Annotated in this window: 14 protein-coding genes; 5 read left to right on the top strand and 9 right to left on the bottom strand. The window is 39.0% G+C overall.

The window, feature by feature from the left end:
- The first annotated feature begins 3 nt into the window (after positions 1-3).
- From ADH90_RS02235 to ADH90_RS11315, 4 genes are all read left to right on the top strand, one after another.
- Positions 4-312, top strand: coding sequence for a helix-turn-helix domain-containing protein (locus ADH90_RS02235; RefSeq protein ID WP_000689631.1), 309 nt, complete (start codon positions 4-6; stop codon positions 310-312).
- 373 nt (positions 313-685) lie between these two features.
- Positions 686-2,137, top strand: coding sequence for a hypothetical protein (locus tag ADH90_RS02230; RefSeq protein WP_049529770.1), 1,452 nt, complete (start codon positions 686-688; stop codon positions 2,135-2,137).
- A gap of 389 nt (positions 2,138-2,526) precedes the next feature.
- Positions 2,527-2,787, top strand: a complete 261-nt coding sequence (locus ADH90_RS02225) for a helix-turn-helix domain-containing protein (RefSeq protein WP_049529769.1) — start codon at positions 2,527-2,529, stop codon at positions 2,785-2,787.
- Positions 2,788-2,855: 68 nt separating this feature from the next.
- Positions 2,856-4,073, top strand: coding sequence for a tyrosine-type recombinase/integrase (locus tag ADH90_RS11315; protein ID WP_049529768.1), 1,218 nt, complete (start codon positions 2,856-2,858; stop codon positions 4,071-4,073).
- Between the two features lie 109 nt (positions 4,074-4,182).
- On the opposite strand, the gene rpsI is transcribed toward ADH90_RS11315, so the two are convergent.
- The 8 genes from rpsI to pbp2b all read right to left on the bottom strand — a co-directional run bounded on the left by rpsI (position 4,183) and on the right by pbp2b (position 11,923).
- A complete protein-coding gene (gene rpsI, locus ADH90_RS02215) occupies positions 4,183-4,575 on the bottom strand; it encodes a 30S ribosomal protein S9 (protein ID WP_002893764.1) in 393 nt (130 codons plus the stop codon).
- An 18-nt stretch (positions 4,576-4,593) separates the two neighbouring features.
- Positions 4,594-5,040: a 50S ribosomal protein L13 gene (rplM, locus tag ADH90_RS02210; protein WP_001044622.1), complete on the bottom strand. Its 447-nt coding sequence runs from the start codon at positions 5,038-5,040 to the stop codon at positions 4,594-4,596.
- A gap of 159 nt (positions 5,041-5,199) precedes the next feature.
- The gene (locus ADH90_RS02205) at positions 5,200-5,907 is read right to left on the bottom strand and encodes a TIGR02206 family membrane protein (protein ID WP_049529767.1); all 708 of its coding nucleotides are present in this window, start codon (positions 5,905-5,907) and stop codon (positions 5,200-5,202) included.
- A 122-nt stretch (positions 5,908-6,029) separates the two neighbouring features.
- On the bottom strand, positions 6,030-6,641 hold the full coding sequence (locus tag ADH90_RS02200; RefSeq protein ID WP_049529766.1) for an NUDIX hydrolase: 612 nt from the start codon (positions 6,639-6,641) through the stop codon (positions 6,030-6,032).
- The gene (locus tag ADH90_RS02195) at positions 6,628-8,001 is read right to left on the bottom strand and encodes a UDP-N-acetylmuramoyl-tripeptide--D-alanyl-D-alanine ligase (RefSeq protein WP_049529765.1); all 1,374 of its coding nucleotides are present in this window, start codon (positions 7,999-8,001) and stop codon (positions 6,628-6,630) included. Before ADH90_RS02195 ends, ADH90_RS02200 begins: the two co-directional genes overlap by 14 nt.
- A 53-nt stretch (positions 8,002-8,054) precedes the next feature.
- A complete protein-coding gene (locus ADH90_RS02190; RefSeq protein ID WP_049529764.1) occupies positions 8,055-9,098 on the bottom strand; it encodes a D-alanine--D-alanine ligase in 1,044 nt (347 codons plus the stop codon).
- A 175-nt stretch (positions 9,099-9,273) separates the two neighbouring features.
- Positions 9,274-9,870, bottom strand: a complete 597-nt coding sequence (gene recR, locus ADH90_RS02185; RefSeq protein ID WP_049529763.1) for a recombination mediator RecR — start codon at positions 9,868-9,870, stop codon at positions 9,274-9,276.
- Between the two features lie 10 nt (positions 9,871-9,880).
- On the bottom strand, positions 9,881-11,923 hold the full coding sequence (gene pbp2b, locus ADH90_RS02180; RefSeq protein WP_049529762.1) for a penicillin-binding protein PBP2B: 2,043 nt from the start codon (positions 11,921-11,923) through the stop codon (positions 9,881-9,883).
- Between the two features lie 195 nt (positions 11,924-12,118).
- On the opposite strand from pbp2b, the gene ADH90_RS02175 reads away from it, so the two are divergent.
- Positions 12,119-12,964 carry a MurR/RpiR family transcriptional regulator gene (locus tag ADH90_RS02175; protein ID WP_049529761.1) on the top strand — a complete coding sequence of 282 codons (846 nt, stop codon included), beginning with the start codon at positions 12,119-12,121 and terminating at the stop codon, positions 12,962-12,964.
- Between the two features lie 313 nt (positions 12,965-13,277).
- Here the strand turns inward: ADH90_RS02175 and ADH90_RS02170 are convergent, their stop codons facing one another.
- Positions 13,278-19,484 carry an SIALI-17 repeat-containing surface protein gene (locus ADH90_RS02170; protein ID WP_049529760.1) on the bottom strand — a complete coding sequence of 2,069 codons (6,207 nt, stop codon included), beginning with the start codon at positions 19,482-19,484 and terminating at the stop codon, positions 13,278-13,280.
- Positions 19,485-19,612 lie beyond the last annotated feature (128 nt).

The raw sequence follows: 19,612 nt of genomic DNA, 5'->3' as shown, positions 1-19,612 counted from the left end.
TAAATGAAGATTGGAGAATTAGTCAGGGAATATCGACTAAGTAAAAAGTTAACACAACAAGAGCTTGCTGAAAAAAGTGATCTTAGCTTACCTTTTATTAATCTAATTGAAAATAATAGAAGAAACTTGTCTGTCGATACTCTACTAAAAATTTTATCTGCCATGGATATAAATCCTTCTGATTTTTTTAGACCACTTTCTGAAACTTCAGATGATAATCTTCAACTTTTAATCGAAAAAATTCAACTAAATAAAAATCGTACTGAAATTATTGATCTTTTTCTCAACATTCTAAAATTAAATGAAGAATAAAAAAATTTTTTTAAAATAGATAAAGTAGATAAAAACTTACTTTTTCCTTCAAAACCTTGTCACATCAATAAAATATCGTACTGAAAGTATTGATTTCTTTCTTAACATTCTTGTTCTAAACTAAAAAAATTAAAGTAGGTAAGAACCTACTTTTTTTCTTCAAAACCTTGTTACGACGCGTTTTTGAAGCACTCTTAATTGAGTGTTTTTTTATTTTAAAAAATTTTTTTCACAAAAAAATTAAAAAACACATTTTTTAGTGAAATTAATGGCATACTAATTAATGAAATAAAAAAAGGAGGTTTAATTTTAAAGACAATTACATTTTAGAAGTACATCTTCATTACATATTTAACAACAAGGAGGAATATACATGGTAAGAAGATATAAAAAAAGTAAACGAGAAAGAGAAGCGGCTAAGAAACGTCATTTAACCCCTGCAGAAAGAAGAAAAAAGGAAAAGCATAAGAAAAATAGAGAACTCAGACAGAGAAAATTACTAGAACTACAGCAAAAAAATGAAAATAATATAAAATCTTGTTTCTCAGTTACCCCAGCATATTGGGGTATTGATAACTGTACAGTCTCAATTCTTAGCCCAGAAGTAACTTATGATCCTAACGTTTTTGATGAACAAATCTTTAAAGAAACAGTTTCTCTAAATTATAATTCAGAAGGAGAATTAGATAAGATCACTATTCAATCAGAAGATTTAGGAAAAGTAACAATTAGTCTTAAAGAAGAAGATTACAAAAAGAAATTTACTGCAATCCAACTTAACGGTCCTTCTCCCAATTTTCAAACTACAGGCATTAATGGGATTAAATTAAGATTACTAGAGGTATTACATAAGTTAGAAAGAGATTATAAGATTAAAATCAAATATAATCCGGATTATGTTAGGTTTAAGAAGATTGAATTAGCATTCACAATTTCTTTTGATAAATTGCCATCTTTACAAACTCGTCAATTATTAATAAGGTCACTTGCAAAAGAAAAGAAAGCAGATTTAAAAAACCATAGAACAAGTAAAAATGCAGACGGTTTTTCAATGATAACGAGTAAAATTAATCAAAAAGAAATACACACTTTTTATAATAAAATTGAGAAAGCAAAAAAGAACAAACAAATCCGTAAAATAAATTCATCATTAAATAATCTAGAAATCTTCAGATATGAAATCGAATTAACGGATAATAATATAGCTAATAAATTAGATTCCCATTTCTTAACAGAATTAACTGATGAAAAGATTATTCAATATTTGGAATCTATCTTGTCTTTAGCTATCTTTGAATATGTAGAAATCCTCGAGAAATCAATTAGTTCGTGCAATAGGAAGTTAAAGAGGATTTATAGGGAATGTAAGCCTCAAGATTATATGACGGTATTTTTACTCTTTGTTATTGATCAGTTATCAAATACTACAGTATCTGATTTAATTGATGAAGAAATCATTACATTTCTTCCATTAGAATTTTTAAAAACAAATAGGGGTACAACTAAAAGAAGAATCCTAGAAAGGCTCCAATCCCACGAAGTAAATACGGAAACAAAACATGCATTAGGAAAAATGACTAGTTGGCATGTTTTAGAAATAATAAGAGTAATGTTCAATTCACTAGAAGAAGCCAAAAAATATGGTTTAGGTACTCGTATAAACCCTTCCACAACTTCTTATAAAACTTTTCCACTAAAAACATACTCTTTAGAAGAACGAAATAAGATCTTCAATAACACAATTAAAAAAAATACAAAAGAAAAACTTGAAGATAAAATGTTAAAACTGATCTTAAAAAGATTAAGAGATGGAATAAAAATTTAGCAGCTATTTTAATAGCAAATATATTCTTCAATGTCAAAAAACGTTGATATATCAATGGGCATATATAAATATGTACCGCGACTACTATTCGAATATTTTCAAAAAGGATAAGGATATGAAAGTTACTTTAAGTAAAAATAAAAAAGAGCTTGTTTCTAAACTTTGGTCGGTCTCAGAAACAAACTCAAAATATACCAGTAATAAAAACTATTACCTTCTTCTATTATCGCAATAAAATATAGAAATTTCAAGAGGATTATATGCCAGTTTTGATAGTAGGGAAGCAATCTATACATTCTATAAACAGTAAACAGAGAATGTACTTGATAATAGTTACTTACTAATGCTCCTATAAAAATATTAATAGAAAGAAATAAACGGAACTATTTATGAATTTATTTATTCCAGACGAAATGATTAGGCAATTTCAATTACTAATATCAGATACTGTTAAGAAAGAACTAGATAATTTTTTAGATATTAATGAAAATACCAATCAACTTTTAAATAAAAAGCAGACTTGTGAGTACTTGAATATAACAAACAATACTTTAGACAAGTGGATTAAGCAAGGATTGCCTGGCATTAAGGTTGGTAAAACTATTCGCTTTAGCAAATCTGAAATCAATCTCTGGTTACAAAATCAGTAGTATTTCTACCGTGGTTTGTTATAATGAAATCACGGTATTTTTCTAGCTCAATTACAAAGGAGAATACTATGTCAATTTCAAAAACTAAAAATGGAACTTATCGCTTACGTATCTACATTCCTGAGGAAGTCAAGTCTTCACTAGGTGTTGATAAGAAAGTGATTGAAAAACGGTTCAAGACAAGGAGTGAAGCAAAAAAATACGAACTAGAGCTTCAAAACAAGATTGATAAAATTCATAGTGGAGGATCTGCTTTATTAGAGAATAGCGGTTCTATTCTCTTTTCAGATTTCTATCAAAACGTTTGGTGGGAATCCTACAAAGCAGGTCAGACTACTTCTGCTGCTAAACCACCATCTCAAGCAACTATAGTTGGAACAGAAATTGCTTTTAGAAAACACATCCTACCGTTACTTGGTAATTATTCAATAGACTTTCTTAATCAAAATAAGCAAGTTGTGCTAAACCTATTAACTCAAAAGGCTGAAGAATATGCAAATTTTAAAGTTATCAGGAGCTACGTTAACTCTATCTTTGACTGGGCTGAAGAATTAGAGTACATCGAAACTAATCGCCTATCAAAAACTATAAGCCGTATCAAAGCCACTAAGAAAATCGAGCTACAGGAATCTAAAAAAGATGAAGATTTATATCTATCTCAAGAAGAACTTCAAGCATGGTTTACAGCTTTTGAAAAAGATCTGGAGGCTGAAAAAATTCTATTCAAAGACTATGTTTTGTTCTATACTACCTTCTTCTTAGGAGATAGAAAATCAGAAAGCTACGCTTTGCAATGGAAGCATATCAATACAAGAGAACAGGAAATTCAGTTAGTACAAGCTTTAGATAGATACAAGAATCCAAAGTCTACCAAAGGAAACAAGAAGACAACTTTTCGAATTCCTAACGAGTTAACTGACTTGCTTCAGGAATGGAAAAAACAACAAAAAATTGAACTAGCTAAATTCAATATTATCCAAACTCCTGATCAGTATGTATTTACGTATATTGATACAAAGGGGAATGTAAACAGTTGTCTCCATGCTGATTACCTTAACAACAAGATGAAATCTGTCAAACACCGTCATAAGGAGCTGACACACGCTACACCTCACAAATTACGCCATACAGGCGCAACTCTAGCTAAACAAGCAGGAACTTCACTTGAAGCTATTTCAGAGGCTCTTACTCATAGCGATACCCTTACAACTAAGACTTATGTAAATACTTCAAATGTCATTCCAATGGCTGTTGGAGAGATTGCTTATCGCAATCTTAAAAAGTAATGGTGTGAATTTGGTGTGAAAAATGGTGTGAATTTTGCTAAAAATCATCAAAAAAACACCCCATGGTGTGAACCATGAAGTGTTGTAAATGCTGTATTGTAGCTGGTTCTTAACGTTTAGAGAACTGGCTAGCTTTACGAGCTTTCTTAAGACCTGGTTTCTTACGTTCAACTTTACGTGAGTCACGTGTAAGAAGTCCTGCGCGTTTCAATGAATCGCGGAAGTCTGGGTCTACTTGAAGAAGGGCACGAGCGATACCGTGACGGATAGCTCCTGCTTGACCAGCGTATCCACCACCTACAACGTTAACGAAAACGTCGTATGAACCTGCAGTTGAAGTAACTGCGAATGGTTGGTTGATGACAAGACGAAGGTCAGCGTGTGGGATGTACTCTTCAACATCTTTTTTGTTAACAGTGATTTTACCAGTTCCTGGAACAAGGCGAACGCGTGCAACAGCGTTTTTACGACGTCCAGTACCTGCATATTGTGCTTGTGACATACTTTATTGTTCCTTTCCTTAGATAAGTCCTGAAATATCAAGAACTTCTGGTTGTTGTGCAGCGTGAGTGTGCTCAGCTCCAACGAATACTTTCAATTTCATACCTTGAGCGCGGCCAAGAGTATTGTGTGGAAGCATACCTTTAACTGATTTCTCGATCAAACGAACTGCATTTTTAGAACGAAGTTCACCAGCAGAGATTGATTTCAATCCACCTGGGTGGTTTGAGTGAGTGTAGTAGATCTTATCAGATGCTTTTTTACCAGTCAATTTAACTTTTTCAGCATTGATAACGATTACGAAGTCACCTGTATCAGTGTGTGGTGTGAATGTTGGTTTGTTTTTTCCGCGAAGTACGCTAGCAACAACTGCTGAAAGGCGTCCAAGAGGTACATCAGTTGCGTCAACAACGTACCATTTGCGTTCTACTTGGCCTGGTTTAGCCATGAATGTAGTTTTGTTCATGATTTCTCCTATATGAATATCGTTTTTGTTTACAGGGCGGATGTTCCGGTCCGCAAGTTATTTGAAAGGTTCCGGGGCCTTACAAATGGGGTAAACAATACCGTCTACTATTGTATCAAAATTCTCAGATAAAAGTCAAGAGATTGGGAAAATATTTTTTTATTTCTGCCAGATTCTCAACCTTTTTTCTGCCTGCTCCTGAAGGATTGTCTGAAAAATTTTAGAGACTAAGTAAATAGCGCAAGTCAAGAATAGCGTTACCACTAGATAATTGATCAAACGACCGTGGTCTCCAACCAATGGTGGTCTTGTCAAAAATCCATAATCTCCACCTGTTACTAAATTAACCACGAAAATCAAGGCATTGAGCGAAGACGTGATAATTAGGATTCGTTTGAAGTCCAATAAGCTAGCATCGTAGTCCTTCAAAAGATAAATCAAGGAATTTCCAAGAAGGGCTAAGTGTCCGAAAATAAAGGACAGGATAGCGATGTGTGGGAAGGGATAGGGATCTGGCACTGGATAAATAAAAGCTGCCAAAGGTCCAAAGGTTCCCAATACAGCAAAATACTGTTTGACTCTAGAAACACCAGGAAGCAAAAGCACTACAAACATTGCCAGACGGCAATGATAAAAGGGTAGACTTTCTGTCAAAGGCATATGATTTACCAAATACCAACCGTAGAGCAGGATTAGCTGTACCGCCTGTAAAATCTGGAAAAATCGCTGACAGACTTTTTTCTCACCATAACGGTAGGCAAGAAATACAGTCAATGCTAATAAGGTAAATAGACTTCCATACCAAAGAAGGTCAAATTGGGGTGGCTCCGTCGGCTGCGTGCTAAATAAAGCATCCCAAAAATTCATGTAACTTTCCTCATTTTCATATAAGCCAATCTCTTACTGATTTTTATAGAGCCTAGCTTATATTTATTTCTAATATTTTTGTGTTCCAAAGAAGCTAGTGGCCTTAAGATAAAACAAAGCTTCTAATCAACATATTGTTTCCGCTCACCCTGATAGACCTGCCATAGAATTTCCATTTGTTCTTTGGTTATTCGTTTTTCAGATAGGGGTGGGAGATTCTTGATATCAAAAAATTCAAGTTCTGCAATTTCTTGATTTTCTTGAAATTGACCATCCAATAACTGACAGTCAAAGACGAACTTGGCATACTGTTTGTTCTGAAGTTGAAAGCGGTTGGTATCAAAAACTGCCAATAAAGAGCCTACTTCTGCCGTAAATCCTGTTTCTTCCTGAACTTCTTTTCGGATATTTTCCTTGGGAGAATATCCTACCTCGCCAAAACCACCAGGTAATGCCCAAGTATCCTCTCCTTGCCCTCTAACCAGGCAAATCTTCTGATTTTGAACAATCCATGCCCTTACATCCATCAAGGGAGTTGCATAGCTACCTGTTGGTTTTAAAATTGCAGTCAATTCCTCTTGATCAAGCTCTGTTTGATCCTGCAAGACACTCCATAAAATCTGACGTAAATCCTCATAACGTTCACGGTCATAAGGATCCTTGGAATAGGTCAACCCAGTATCAGTGATAGCTAACATTCTCTGAATAGCTTTGGCGAAATCAGTTGTGCTCATTTTCTAGGCTTTCTACTAGCTTGGCTAGATTCATAGAGTTGGAACCTTTAAGCAGAATCTGGTCATGTGCGCCAAGACTTTCCTTGACTTGTTTGACCATGGCTTCAAACTGGTCTTCATCGGCTGTTTTCTTGAAGTAGTACACATGGCCGATTGGGAACATTTGACTGGCTAGTTGAGCCAAGTCAGCGATGTCTTCACCGTAGAAAATTACGGTATCAAGGGCATCAGGTGTAATGCTCAAAATCATTTGATTATGAAGTTGAACAGACTGGCCTCCAAGTTCTTTCATGTCCGCCAGAACTGCGATTTTCTTACCACCTTCATTAGCTGGAATAGCAGAGAAAGTCTCTAAAATCAACTTCATAGCAGTTGGATTGGCATTGTAAACATCTGATAGGATATCTGCTCCATTGGCAGCTTTTTTCCACTCGGTACGATTGCGGGTCAATTCTAGATCCTGGAAGGCTTGACCAATCTGCTCCTCCGTCACTCCTTCTTGCAGGGCAACGTAAGAAGCTATCATAGCATTGGTCGCATTGTACTTACCAGTTACTGGCAAATCAATAGCTTGCTCCAAGAAATTAGCCTTGAAAGTCAGGCTATCCTTACGCTCTATTAAGTCTGTAATTTCTAGTTCTGCACCTGGACCAAAACGAACTACTTTTTTATCAGCAGGTAGATAATCCTCTACAATGGGATCAGATGGCGCCAAAAGTAAGCTACCTTTCTCCATACCATCAGCAATCTGTAATTTACCTTTGGCAATCTCAGAACGGTCCTTGAAGAAGGCCAAATGTGCCTCTCCGACCAGAGTCACAATAGCTGTCTTTGGATGAGCCAATTCAGACAAAAGATGGATATCTCCCAAGTGATCCTGACCCATCTCCAAGACCAACTTTTCAGTAGCATCTGGCATATGGAGAACTGTATAAGGCAGTCCAATCTCGTTATTGTAATTTCCTTGTGTTTTGTAAGTTTTGTAGCTTGTAGAAAGCAAATGGGCCAACATATCTTTGGTAGTAGTCTTACCGTTCGAACCTGTAACGGCAAAGACATCGACACCTGTCTTTTGAAGGTAATAGGCTGCGAGAGCTTGAAAGGCTGTCAATACATCATCTACTAAAATGTATGGATGATCTGCCACTTCCTTTTCTGACAGGGTTACAGCAGCGCCATTTTCAAAGGCTGTCTCGATAAAATCATGTCCATCACGCGCCCCCTTGAGTGGCACAAATAAATCCCCAGCTCCAATCAAACGACTATCAAACTCTGCCTTGACTAGTGGGATATCCGCATAGCTTGTCACATCATTTTTTGCACCGACGGCACGTGCAACTTCGTGAATCGTAAGTTTCATGTTTACTCCTTTAAAAAGGGGCAAGGAGTCCTTCCTCGCCCTTATGTCTGTCTTTACAATAGGTGCGCTTCACGCTTGTCAAAACTTTCCTTAGCAAGGTCAACCAAACGTTCGATTAATTCTGGATAAGAAATTCCCATATTGTCCCAAAGCAAGGGATACATAGACCATTGAGTGAAGCCTGGCATGGTATTTAACTCATTTAGGAAAACTTCCCCCTTATCTGTATAGAAGAAGTCGCAACGCGACAATCCAAGTCCACCGATAGCACGGAAGGCAGTTTCTGCATTTTTACGCATGACTGCTACCACATCGTCACTAATCTTAGCTGGAATATCCATAGTAATCTTGTTATCGATATACTTGGCATCATAGTCATAGAAGGCTACGTCTTTGACAACTTCACCAGGAAGAGTGCTCTTGACATCATAGTTTCCTAAAAGTCCAACCTCGATTTCACGGGCATTTACCCCTTGTTCTACCAAGACACGACTATCGTACTTGAAGGCAAGCTCTAAAGCTTGGCGAAGTTCCTCTTTATTTTCAGACTTAGAAATACCAACACTAGAACCCATATTGGATGGTTTGGTAAAGACTGGATAGTTTAATTTGTCTTCAACTTCTGCAATCTTAGAAGCCAAGTCATCCCCTTCAACAATCGCTACGTAAGGAACTTGGGCAATCCCAGCAGATTCCAATACACGCTTAGTTGTGATTTTATCCATGGCAAGACTTGAAGATAGGATGTTACAACCGACATAAGGTATTTTCAAGACTTCTAAGAAACCTTGAACAGAACCATCTTCTCCCATAGGTCCATGAAGAACTGGAAAGACAACAGCTCCTTCTTCGTAGATAGCACTTGGAGCAATTTTCTTGTCCCAATCAATCGTTTCATTGGTCATGAGACGTTCATCTTGTCCAGGAGTTTGGGTAAATTCTTGGGTTTTGATGAAATCACCGGACTGGCTGATAAAGAAGGTTTTGACTGCGAAACGATCATAGTTAACCGCACGCATGACACTCTCAGCTGACAAGACAGACACTTCACGCTCTGCACTGCGTCCACCATATAATAGAATAATTGTTTGTTTCATATGATTTGTTCCAATTCTAATAGAATACTCGTCTTTAGTATATCATATTTGTCATTTTTTTTAAACTTGTACAGCAAAAAACAAGAAAAGAGCCTGAATCAAAATGGGATTCAGGCTCTTTGTACTTTTAAATGATTATCTGCTAGTTCATTGCATCTATCCTTAACCTTACAGACTAGAGTTCTGTACGATTTTCGATAGCTCTTAAGAGCGTTACTTCGTCCGCATATTCGATATCAGCTCCGACTGCTAGACCTCGCGCTAGACGAGTAACCTTGATCCCTGCGGGTTTGAGAAGTCGAGAGATATACATGGAAGTCGCCTCACCATCAGCAGTTGCATTGGTGGCTACGATGACCTCTGAAACCTCGCTATCCATGAGGCGCGTCATGAGACTCTTGAGATTGATGTCATCTGGGCTAATCCCATTCATAGGGGAAATCAAGCCGTGTAAGACATGGTAAAGTCCGTGGTACTCTTGGATATTTTCCATGGCAGCGACATCGCGACTATCCTCAAGGACCAGAATCGTTGACTGATCTCGGCTAGGATCAGTACAGATAGAGCAAGGATCCTCGTCTGTCAAACGTCCACAAATAGAGCAATAAGTCAACTCTCTTTTAGCTGAAAGGAGATTTTTAGCAAATTCGTTGACGTCATCATCCGGCATTCCAATAGTATAAAAGGCTAGACGGGTTGCTGTCTTAATCCCAATACCAGGAAGTTTGGAATAACTGTCAATCAACTTAGCAATAGGTGTTGGATAAAGCATGGCTTCCTTTCTAATTCATTGGATGGTGTTGGTTGTATAGATTGATAATGTCGCGAGCAATTGCTGGCCCAACATTTTTGGTTAAATTGGTATTATGAGGAAAGACTACTGCAACTGCAATTTGAGGATTTTCTGTTGGAGCATAGGCCACAGCATTGGTATTATTAGCTTCTTGACCACCAGCTACATAGCTTTCAGCTGTACCGGTCTTACCACTGATAGAAACAGTGGCGCCATCTAAAAACGCCCGTCCTGTCGTAAGGGGACTAGTTCCATGCGATACTTGGTAAAATCCTTGGTGCAAGATTGCCATATCTGATTCAGAAATATTGACCTTGTTGATTTCCTTGGTATCTATTGCTTGGATTAATTCCCCAAGGCCACCCTTATCATTGTTGTCGTATATTCCCTCGACAATATGTGGAGCTAGACGAACGCCATTGTTAGCAATCGTTGCAACGTACTGGGCTAATTGCATCGGTGTGTAGTTGTCAAACTGGCCAAAAGCATTAGTTAAATAATTAGCCAAGTCAAATTTTTGGGGGATAAATCCTGTCGATTCATCTGGCAAGTCAATCTCAGTAGAAACTCCTAGTCCATACTCTCCAAAGGTAGCACGAAGTTTACCCATAGCAGACTCAAGTTGGTTGGTTTTGACTGTCATATTTGGTTGATAGGTCTGACCCATCATTCCTAGCGCAGTTTGAACCATGTAGGCATTTGATGAATATTCTAGAGCCTCAACGGCTGTAACCGGGAAGGAACCGTAATAAGGGGTATACCACGAATTGATAGGAGCAGAACCTTGGAAGACGATTGGTTGGTCTGTCAAGGTTTGGTTGCCTGACAAGACCCCATTTTCCCAACCAGAACTGATGGTTGCCGCCTTAACGACAGACCCTGGTACAAAAACATTGGTCACTGTTCCTAGTGAGTCTGGTGTCAAGTCTCCTGTTTCTAGATTGTGTTTAATTCCTGACATTGCCAATACAGCACCTGTCTTAGGATTAAGGGCTACCGCATAAACACCTTCTGAGTATTTAGCACCACCATTTGCAAGTTCAGAATTAAAATAACTCTTTAAGAGGCTGTCTACGCTATCTTGGAAGGCCAAATCAATGGTCAGTTTGATATTTTTACCCTTGCTACCTTCCTCAATATTTTCTACACTTTCCATATCTCCATGTTTGTCGAGATGAATTTCCTTAACAGTACGTTTCCCTTGTAGGACTTCCTCATATTGTTTCTCAAGGTAAGAGGTTCCAACACGGTCATTGAGAGAATAACCTTTTTTTAGATAGGCATCTACTTCCTCAGCTGGAAGACCTGACTTTTCACTTGAAACACTTCCCACTATAGAAGCAAGAGAGGTTTCAAGGACCTTGCGATCCCACGAAGTTGAAATGCTAATACCAGGTAATTCCTTGGAAGCTGAAGCAATGATGGCCACCTGTGTGTCACTTAATGGATCGGTTTGAATATTCCCTGTCGCAAAATTACCAACTGCATTGAGCTGGTTAAAGAGGTAGATAACCTTCTTTTCATCCTCTGAATAGTTCAGTTGATCAGAAGTGATACTCTCAGCAGCATTGTTATAGAGTTGAGACTCCGAAAGTTGATTACCATCAGAATCAAAACGCTTATCCTTAGGAAGAGCCTCTACCGTTTTTTTATAGACAGCTGGATCTGCTAGATAATAATCAGCCATTTGACGTTCTGTCAAATCTGGCGAGGTAACTGTTACATACGTTAAGAGTTTAGTGGAAATATCCTTTAAATCTGCAGCCGTCATCTTATTGCTTCGTGTGAAAGCCACTACTTGTTTAACGGTATTTTCTACCAAGGGTTTTCCAGCTGCGTCATAGATTTCTCCACGAGCAGAACTCGTTGTTACCCTAGTCTGGCTAGCTGATGCTAGCTTAGTTTCATAAAAATCCTTGTTCAAAACTTGCATATAGAGCAAGCGACCAATGATGGTCATGAAAAGCAAAATAACGATTGCAAACAATAAATTAAGCCGAATCGGTATCGAATGGCTATTGAATTTTCTCATACAAATCAATCTCATTTCTAATCAAAATCTCAATCTTCATTGTACCATAATTTGAAGAGAAAATTATGGAAAAAGAAAAGACTTTTTCTTTTTATCCCAAAACAAAGCAACTGTGGTATAATAGAAGTAAGCGCTATTTTATTTGTTAGGTTTTATTGACAAATAATGTTTAACAAATAACTACAAAGGAGTCCCATGAACAAGCCAGACATCTCTACGATTATTGATCTTCACTTTGAAGAAATGACCGATTTAGAGCAAGAGATTGCCCGCTATTTTTTGCAGGCAGATACCATTCATGATGACTTGTCTTCTCAACAGGTCACTCAAAAACTTCATATTTCTCAGGCAGCTCTCACTCGTTTTGCCAAAAAATGTGGCTTTACGGGCTATCGGGAATTTATTTTCAAATACCAACAACAAAAGGATACCCTTTCCGTTCCTCAACAAGATATGAATCCTTTGACACAAAGAGTCTTGAGAAGCTATACAAATATCCGAGAAATGACACAAGAATTGATTGATGATGACCAACTGGAGCGCATCGCTCAAATGATTGATCAATCAGAACGCGTCTATTTTTTTGGGACTGGAAGTTCTGGCCTAGTCGCGCGTGAGATGAAATTGCGTTTCATGAGACTTGGAGTCGTTTGTGAAGCTTTAACAGATCCAGATGGTTTCGCCTGGACAACTAGTATCATCGATGAAAAATGTTTGGTCTTTGGTTTCTCCCTTTCAGGAACAACTCCATCCATCATTGACAGTCTACTAGACGCTCAAGACATGGGGGCTAGAACTATTCTTTTCACTAGTACGCCTAGCAAGGAAACTCAGGACTTCACAGAAACTGTATTAGTAGCAAGCCAGAGTCAGGCTTCCTATATCCAACGCATTTCTGCCCAACTTCCTATGTTGATCTTAATCGATCTACTCTATGCTTATTTCCTAGAAATTGATCGTGAAAGTAAAGAAAAAATCTTTAACAGTTATTGGGAAAATAAAAAACTAAACGGCTATCGTAGAAATAGAAGGTCTAGATAAGCCTTCATCCCTTTCAGGTGAACAATCAAATTAGCAACCAGTGATTAAAGTCGCTGGTTTTTAGTTTGCTCAAGTCCTATAACCGATGACTGGTGCACATAGAACTCTACACCTGATTCTTGATATAAAAAAGCGAACAAGACGTAATTCCGATTCTCAGAAAACTCGTTTTGCTCGCTTTTTATAATTGAGATTAGTTATTGGTTTCAATCTCTAAAGTTTGGACAGTTATTACAGCAGTTTCTTTAATATTCTGCAATAAGTTCCACAAAATCTATACTTCCTCAACAGTATTTCTTGAGTTTGACAGATTCTATTCGTCTTCTTTTTTCCTTCCCATTGCAGCTAGACCAAGAAGTGCTCCTACAGCTCCTAAGCTTGCAAGGGTAGCAGTTTCTTTAGCGCCGGTTTCAGGGAGGATGTTTTGACGATTTGCAGGTGCTTGATAAGTCTTATCTGGTGATATAGCTTGAGCTACATGCGACTGTTCATCCTTGTGTGTAGCAACTTCATGAATAGCTGCTTCAGAACCATTTACACCACCAGCAAATCCTGGAACTTGATGGATAGGTGCTGCTCCACCAGGAACTCCTCCTTCAAAGTTTGGAACTCTGTGGACAGCTGCTTCAGAGCCATTCACACTACCAGTATGCTCTGGTACTTCATGGATAGCTGCCTCAGAACCATTTACACCACCAGTAAACTCTGGCACTTCATGGATAGCTGCCTCAGTTTTGCCTGATTCTTCTTTCTTAGTTCCGACTAGCACAATCTCATCTTGCGCCACTTCAACAACTTCACGAAGTTTTTCGGTACGGATTCCATCTGGTGCTACTTCCGTTAAGATACGTTCCTTGCCTGCGCGACCTACCTGAGTTACGCGACTTTCACCTTCTGGAAGAGTTGGATCTTCTCGTTTAACAGTCTTGAAGCTGATAGCTTCTTCTACTACCTCAAGGCTTGGTTGAGTAAAGCTCAATTCTTTAACACCTTCAGTCGGAAGATTTGAATGTTTTACTTCCTCTTTCGGAGTTGCTTGAAGCTGATTGATAGAAGTTAGAGCTGCTTGTAAGGCCTTATCGACTGCATCCTGAGTTTTAGCTGCTTCGATAGCAGTAAGAGCCTGTTCTGACAACTCAACTAGTTTCTTCTTAGCTTCTTTATCGCTGCCTAGTTCCTTGCTCTTGTTTTGAATGGCTTCTGCCAAACTTGCCATAGCCTTATCATAGTCAATCTTAGGCTCTTCCGGCTGTGCTGGTTGCTCTGGTTTTGGTTCCTCTTTTGGAGTCGCTTGAAGTTGGTTGATAGAAGTTAGAGCTGCTTGCAAGGCTTTGTCTACCGCATCCTGAGTCTTGGCTGCTTCGATCGCTGCAATGGCTTGCTCTGATAACTCGACTAGTTTCTTCTTAGCTTCTTTATCGCTACCTAGTTCCTTGCTCTTGTTTTGAATAGCCTCTGCCAAACTTGCCATGGCCTTATCATAGTCAATCTTAGGCTCTTCTGGTTGGGCTGGTTGCTCTGGTTTTGGTTCCTCTTTTGGAGTCGCTTGAAGTTGGTTGATAGAAGTTAGAGCCGCTTGCAAGGCTTTGTCTACCGCATCCTGAGTCTTAGCTGCCTCAATAGCAGTAAGAGCTTGCTCTGATAACTCAACTAGTTTCTTCTTGGCTTCCTTATCATCACCTAGTTCCTTGGTCTTGTTTTGGATGGCCTCTGCCAGACTTGCCATGGCCTTATCATAGTTAGGCTCTTCTGGTTGAGCTGGTGTTTCTTCGACACCGTAGTTTTCTTCCTTATCAAGGATCGTTTGCAAGGCTGTAGCTGTTTTGAGAACTTCTTGAGGTTTAGCATCGCTTGCTGAAAGTTGCTCTGATAATTTGTCCAAGTTTGACTTGAAAGCTTGACGTGCCTCTGGAGTGTTCTTCAAGCTTGTTTGGTCAAATTTATCCAATTCATCCTTCCAGTTCTTCATAGCTTGAAGCAACTCTTCTTTGGTATAAAGAGCACTATCTTCTCCATGAGTGATAAACTGGTCAACTTGGATACCAATATTTTTCGTAGTATCATTACGTTTTGGATCCAATTGCAAGGTTACAGCATGCCATCCCTCTTCAAGTCCTGTTAGACGAACGAGAGTCTGATCACCTTGACGTGTGGCAGCTGTACCACTGAAGTACTTCTTACCGTTGTATTCAGACGCATTACCTAGACCATCTTGATACTCGACTCTTCTACCGTCTAACGTCACCTTGTAGATACCATGACCTGGGTCTACAAAACCTTTAATTTCTAAACCTGTACCGTAGAAGTAGGCTGTTACACTAGCATTTTTCTTTTGCTCTTCCGTTAAACGACCAAATGACGCCCAAGACTCAGTGTTTTGGTATTTACCTGATGAATTGGTTTCATGGTGCCAACCTGGGCTATAGTCAAGTTGACTGGCCTGATCATCATGACTGACTTGATCTTTTTGAAGCAATTCAGCTTTCATCACTCGAATCGTTGCTTCTGAAGCAAAGCCAAGCAAAGCTTCATCTGAAGCACTCGTCATTTTCACTTTGAAGTCAAAGATAGAGTCAGCTTGCTCCGTAAAGTCAATTGTTGGAATTGTCAAAGTCTTTTCTGTTTCACCTTCTTGGAAGGTCAAATCAGCTGTTGTATCCTTGTAAACCTTACCGTGAACCCCTGTTCCTGGTTCTGTTACAACATGGACTGTTGCAGCTCCTTTACTACCACCAACACGTTTAATGGTTACAGTAACTGGTTGGCCTTTTTGAACTTCATAGGTAGTTTCTTTCAACTCAAACATACCTTTACCAGCATTATTGAGTGTGTAAATACCTTCAGTTGCAATAGCTTTGCCAGTTTTGTTGACGAGTTTGATGGTGTGTTCACCTGGAGCCAAGTCATCTGTTTCATAAACCATCTGGCTACGTTTACGAGCCGCATTATTCGTTTGTACGTCTGCAACCTTTTGACCATCCACATAAACTGACATTTCACCGTGATTTGGATCCACTGTAGATACGACATAAGCCTTAGTTCCATTAAAACGGTAGGTTACGCTAGCATCTTTTTGATTGGTCCACATGGATGTTCCACGAACGCCTTCAGATTCGTCATACCAGGTTGTATTTGCTTTATCAGCTGTTGTATTTGAATGGTAATCCAAGCCTAGAGGATAGCCATCTGTTTTTTCGATACTACTTGGTGTCTTATAAACAGAGAAGTTTGTCAAAATAGGAGTTGCTTGTGAATTCGTGATAGTCACACGAATCTTTTGTGCTTCCACAGGTTGACCTTGGACGAGACGACGATAACCAACAGTCGAACCTTCTCCATATGGAACCCAGCGACCATTGAGCTCAACTTCAACCTTAAATCCAGAGATACGTTGACCTTTAGCAATATCTTCTTTGAGTTCAACTACGTCAAAGCGTCTCTTTTGACCGAGATCCACAGTGAATTCACCTGTCTTGGCATCATTTGACAATGCCCAACTAGTATCATCCTTACCATCTGTTAGGTTGCTTGCTTGATACAAGTGATTCTTACGGGTAGAGCTTGCCGTTACAGTTGCTCCCTTGGCGAAGTCAGTTGCATACATTTGATCCAAGGTTGCTCGGAATTCTTGCAAGCGAGCCACATCTGCATCTGCGAATTTACCTTCTTTATTTGGTGGAATATTGAGGAGAAGTGGCGTTCCACGACCAACAGACTTGAAGTAGATATCCATCAAATCTTTGATTGATTTTGGTTGTTGATTATCATGGTAGAACCAACCTGAACGGATAGAAACGTCTGCTTCACCGACAGAGTACATATCTCCTTCTGGGTCTCCATGGTTGAGATATTCATTCTTCACATCGTCAGTGATTTTAGCTTTCTTAACCTTATGCCAAACTGGATCTCCAGCGATACCACGTTCATTACCGATCCAACGGACACTTGTCGGTTGTGCAGAGAAGATAGCGATATCTCCTTCAGCTTCCTTGATGTACTTGAACCATTCGTCAAAGGTGTAGGTTACTTTTTGAGCTCCACTACCACGCGCACCGTCCATCCATACTTCGATGAATTTACCCTTATTTCCGTATTTAGGATTGCCAAGGATTTCCTTGAGCTGGTTGAGGTAGTATTCGTTGTACTCTTTTTCAGTTGAAACATGATATTTAGGGTTATTGGCGTCCCATGGCGATAGGTAAACACCCATATTCATGTCATACTTAGTTGCTGATTTAGAGATTTCTTCGAGAAGGTCTCCCTTACCGTCTTTCCAAGGACTTGCAGCTACCGTGTGGTCTGTGTATTTAGATGGATAAATCACAAAACCGTCGTGGTGTTTGACAACCATGATTGTTCGTTTGAACCCAGCATCTTTCAAGGTCTTAATCCACTGGTCTGTATCAAGGTTAGTTGGGTTAAAGTTTTGAGGATTTTCTCTACCATTCCCCCACTCAGAATTAGTGTAGGTATTCATACCATAGTGGATGAAGGCAGCCAATTCTTCCTTGTGGTAGTCCAATTGGGCCTTGCTTGGTAGTGGTCCATAGTTTCCAATTTCTGTTTCTTCGTCTTTTGGATCCACTACTGGAGTTGCAGGAGTTACTGGTTTTGGATCTTCAATTTTTTCGTATTCAAAAATAACTTGGTTCACTCCTTTATGTTGGATTGTTGCTTCTTGGCTTGCATTTACTGCACGGTAGCCTGTAATTTCTTTAGCTTGGAATCTATGAACAAAGGAAACATCGTATTCTTTACCATCGTTATTATCCACAGTTGCAGTTGCCAATTCTTGGTCGGTACCTTTCAAACGATAATGAATGTCAAAGGAACCTTTATTGACCTTATAAACCACCTTGATAACACGAGTTCCTGCAGGAGCCTTGCTCACAACGCTATAATCATCTTCCCAAGCATCTTTTAGCTGTTTATTGACAGCTTTGCCATCAATCGATACAATCTCATATTTTTCTTTATTCTTCTTGAAGAAGTCAGTCTTTTCAATTTCTGTTTTATAGTTATAGTCGAACTGAGTTCCAACTTCTGTCTTTTCAACAAAAGTATCGTTTTCTTTGACTGGATTATCATTTTGGTCTAGGTGTTCGATAACAACTCGTCCATAATCAACACCTTCAAGAAGAGTCGCTACACCACTTTCATCGAAAGAATATTTGTTTTCACCGATAACAGCTGTCTTATTTCGAAGCATTTCTCCCTCTGGAGTAAAGTAATAACGATTGCCGTTATCGCCTTGATACCAGCCTTTAACACCGTACTTGTCAATGATTTCTTTGACCCATGCCAATTGTTCTGGTGAGAGGACAAGCCCTCCTCCAAAGCGATCTTTTTCAGCAATGTTCGCATTATCAACAGTACCACGTTGGTGGATCCCAATGACCTTACCATCACCGTTAATAATTCCACCACCAGAGAGACCAGAAACAGAAGTCAAACGATAGGTAACACCTACAGCTCCATTTTCATCGTACTTTTCAGTATCTCTAACGACACCGTCTGCCTTATACAATTGACCAGGAACAATTGGTTCCTTCAATTCTGGAGAAGTTGAATCTGTAGGATAGCCAATTGTGCTCACCGGTTCTCCAGCTTTGTATTCCCGATGCTCTGCTAGAGGAGTAAAGGTAGCCGCCTTATTTGGACTTGCAATTGAAAGTGGAACTGGAGCTACAACCAAGGCTAAGTCATTCTTATAGCCTTCACCGAATTTTTCTTTATTCCAGAAATGAATATCCTTTTCCTTGAACAAAATAGTGTTCCCTGAAGTTGGTAAAGAATTATTCTTAGCAGTATTTGAACCTACATTGTAGTAGAACTTAGCCGTATCACCACCACGGATAGAACCAGCATTAGTATCCGCATCCTTGACCAAGAAGTTGTGGGCCACTGTCAAGATGACATTTGGAGCAACAAAGATACCTGAACCTGAGTTAAGGTATCGCTGACTACCACCATTGGCCAAAGGTGAGCTAAAGATTGAATAAACCATAGTAGCAGATGTTGCTGGTTGACCTTCATAATTGATGCGCTTAAGGTCTTGTCCACCGTTGATAATGGCTCTGTTTTCTTTTCCAGCTTCAGATGGAGTTTCTTCCTTCGCTTTTAAGATACTTTCAGTCTCTACTTGTGGACTATCTTTTTCTGATACAATAGCTGCAGTATCCACTTTTTTCACTGGAGTATCAGGATAGGCACGGTCAGGGATTTCTTCCGGGAGTAAATCGCCAGCCACTTCAGCAGTTTTCCCTTCCTCTGCCACTTTCTCGACAGCAGGTTCTGTTTTTTCAGTTACTTCTTCTTTAACTGCTTCTTCTTTTTCATGATCTACATCTGCCACTTCTTTTGCTTGACTATCTACTTCAAGTTTTGGTTCTGTCACAAGTTCACTAGCCGCAACATTACCAGATGCAAAAAAAGCAAGACCGACTGCTACAGAAGCAACACCAACAGTCAGTTTACGAATACTAAATATTCGACCTTTTTCTAAAAAATATTGTTTCATCAAATACTCCTAATCTTCTAGAGCAGTCAGCTACTGCCCGAGCCCAGTGTTATCTGGCGACAATTTTTGTTTGATTCCCTAGCTTAAAACTCTGCTCCTAAGCTATTTATTTTTTGGTAAGCCCTTTT

It is taken from the genome of Streptococcus pseudopneumoniae (assembly GCF_001073085.1).
Lineage (GTDB): Bacteria > Bacillota > Bacilli > Lactobacillales > Streptococcaceae > Streptococcus > Streptococcus pseudopneumoniae_M.
Note: the sequence above shows the minus strand (reverse complement) of the source record. Positions and strands in the feature narration are given on the sequence as shown.